The sequence below is a fragment of the uncultured Escherichia sp. genome (assembly GCF_948475835.1).
Taxonomy (GTDB): Bacteria; Pseudomonadota; Gammaproteobacteria; order Enterobacterales; family Enterobacteriaceae; genus ECMA0423.
In genome coordinates, this window is the sequence record NZ_CAOLGM010000235.1 from 1 (window position 1) to 2,784 (window position 2,784).

The window sequence follows — 2,784 nt, forward strand, 5'->3', positions numbered from 1 at the left end:
TTTGAAAGTGTCGCGCTTGCTGGAGAAAGGGCATCAGTCCGGCATTATTCGCGTACAGATTAATTCTCGCTTTGAAGGCTGTCTGGAATATGAAACTCAATTACGTCGTCAGTTTTCGCTGCAACATGTCCGGGTCATCCCTGGGCTTGCGGATGCTGATGTCGGCGGGCGACTGGGGATAGGCGCGGCGCATATGTTGATGAGTTTACTTCAACCACAACAGATGCTGGCGATTGGTTTTGGCGAGGCAACCATGAATACGCTGCAACGCTTAAGTGGTTTTATTTCGTCACAGCAAATTCGCCTGGTCACGCTCTCCGGTGGCGTCGGTTCTTATATGACGGGTATCGGGCAGCTTAACGCGGCGTGCAGTGTGAATATTATTCCGGCTCCGTTGCGGGCATCCTCCGCTGACATTGCCCGTACGCTAAAAAATGAAAATTGCGTCAAAGATGTTCTGTTAGCCGCGCAAGCAGCCGATGTGGCGATTGTCGGCATTGGGGCCGTCAGTCAACAGGACGACGCGACGATCATTCGCTCCGGTTATATCAGCCAGGGCGAACAGTTAATGATTGGTCGAAAAGGGGCGGTTGGCGACATTTTAGGCTACTTTTTTGATGCAAAAGGTGACGTTGTCACGGATATTAAAATACATAACGAACTGATTGGCTTACCTTTAAGCTCGCTGAAGACCATACCCGTCCGGGTTGGCGTGGCAGGGGGAGAAAATAAAGCCGAAGCAATTGCCGCTGCAATGAAAGGCGGTTATATCAACGCACTGGTTACCGATCAGGACACAGCAGCGGCGATTTTACGTAGTTAAATTTGCATGACCTTATTACCGGGAATGATGGAGAACGTATAGAGGAACAGACAGAACGCATAAGCCGAGGATAATCTAATGGCTCGACTCTTTACCCCTTCAGAATCAAAGTATTACCTGATGGCGCTGGATGCAGGTACCGGAAGTATTCGGGCTGTGATATTCGACCTGGAAGGCAATCAAATAGCAGTGGGACAGGCGGAGTGGCGGCACCTGGCAGTACCGGACGTTCCTGGTTCTATGGAATTTGATCTCAACAAAAACTGGCAACTGGCGTGTGAGTGTATGCGCCAGGCGCTGCACAACGCCGGCATAGCCCCGGAGTATATCGCTGCCGTTTCGGCATGTTCGATGCGTGAAGGCATTGTTTTATATAATAATGAAGGAGCCCCGATCTGGGCCTGCGCCAATGTGGATGCCAGAGCGGCACGCGAAGTTAGCGAACTTAAAGAACTGCACAACAATACCTTTGAAAACGAAGTTTATCGCGCGACCGGACAAACACTGGCTTTAAGTGCCATCCCCAGATTACTTTGGCTGGCGCACCATCGTTCCGATATTTACCGTCAGGCATCAACCATCACCATGATCAGCGACTGGCTGGCCTATATGCTCAGCGGCGAACTGGCGGTGGATCCCTCTAACGCTGGCACCACGGGACTTCTTGATCTAACCACCCGTGACTGGAAACCTGCATTGCTGGATATGGCTGGCCTGCGTGCCGATATTCTTTCTCCTGTCAAAGAAACCGGCACATTGCTGGGCGTGGTAAGTTCACAAGCGGCGGAACTCTGCGGTCTGAAGGCGGGCACTCCGGTGGTCGTTGGAGGAGGCGACGTGCAGCTTGGTTGCCTTGGGTTAGGCGTTGTGCGTCCGGCACAAACCGCGGTTCTTGGCGGCACATTCTGGCAGCAAGTTGTAAATTTAGCCGCGCCGGTGACAGACCCAGAAATGAACGTGCGCGTTAATCCTCATGTTATTCCTGGCATGGTACAAGCTGAATCTATAAGCTTTTTTACCGGACTCACCATGCGCTGGTTCCGCGATGCTTTCTGTGCCGAAGAAAAACTGATTGCCGAACGTTTAGGCATCGACACCTATACGCTGCTGGAAGAGATGGCCAGTCGGGTGCCGCCTGGGTCGTGGGGCGTAATGCCGATCTTCTCCGACAGAATGCGCTTTAAAACCTGGTATCACGCTGCGCCTTCCTTTATTAACTTGTCCATTGACCCGGATAAATGTAACAAAGCGACATTGTTCCGTGCGCTGGAAGAAAATGCGGCGATTGTATCAGCGTGTAACTTGCAGCAAATTGCTGATTTCTCGAATATTCATCCTTCATCGTTAGTCTTTGCAGGCGGAGGTTCAAAAGGGAAATTATGGAGTCAAATTCTCGCTGATGTCTCGGGATTACCCGTCAATATTCCGGTGGTCAAAGAAGCCACTGCATTAGGATGTGCCATTGCAGCTGGCGTCGGTGCCGGAATTTTTTCATCAATGGCAGAAACCGGAGAACGCCTGGTTCGCTGGGAACGGACGCACACACCAGACCCGGAAAAGCATGAACTTTATCAGGATTCACGCGATAAGTGGCAGGCAGTTTATCAGGATCAGCTGGGGCTGGTTGATCATGGACTGACGACGTCGTTATGGAAAGCGCCTGGGTTATAGTTTCATTGACAGCCACATCATGATGACCGTGGCTGTTAGTTTTTGAGTATAGTTATTCTTATTTCCCTTCTTTTAGAGCTGGCTTGTTAAAAGCCAGCTTGCAGATTCATCGTTCCATCACCAGTACTATATTCAAGGGAAAATTGCTATTTTTCTTAAAGCATTAAGCACAACCCTTATTTTATAGCGAATATTCCTAAAGACACTAATGGATGCAAAAGGGGTTTAATAAACTTCGATTTTTAGCAATTAGTGCTATTCTTTGTTAAATATGATGATGATAATTTTCC

2 protein-coding genes are annotated in these 2,784 nt (G+C 49.6%); both read left to right on the forward strand.

Annotated features, from left to right (window positions below; translation table 11 throughout):
• Positions 1 to 823, forward strand: an 823-nt coding sequence (lsrR, locus tag QZF50_RS23375; RefSeq protein WP_290389032.1) for a transcriptional regulator LsrR, incomplete at its 5' end; no start/stop codon positions are given.
• Between the two features lie 78 nt (positions 824 to 901).
• Entirely contained in the window at positions 902 to 2,494 is a 1,593-nt protein-coding gene (gene lsrK, locus QZF50_RS23380) for an autoinducer-2 kinase (protein WP_000113127.1), read from the forward strand.
• Positions 2,495 to 2,784: the final 290 nt, after the last annotated feature.

Bases quoted from the DNA above. Each gene is read 5' to 3' on its own strand.
- lsrK (WP_000113127.1), top strand. From the start codon at position 902: ATGGCTCGACTCTTTACCCCTTCAGAATCAAAGTATTACCTGATGGCG.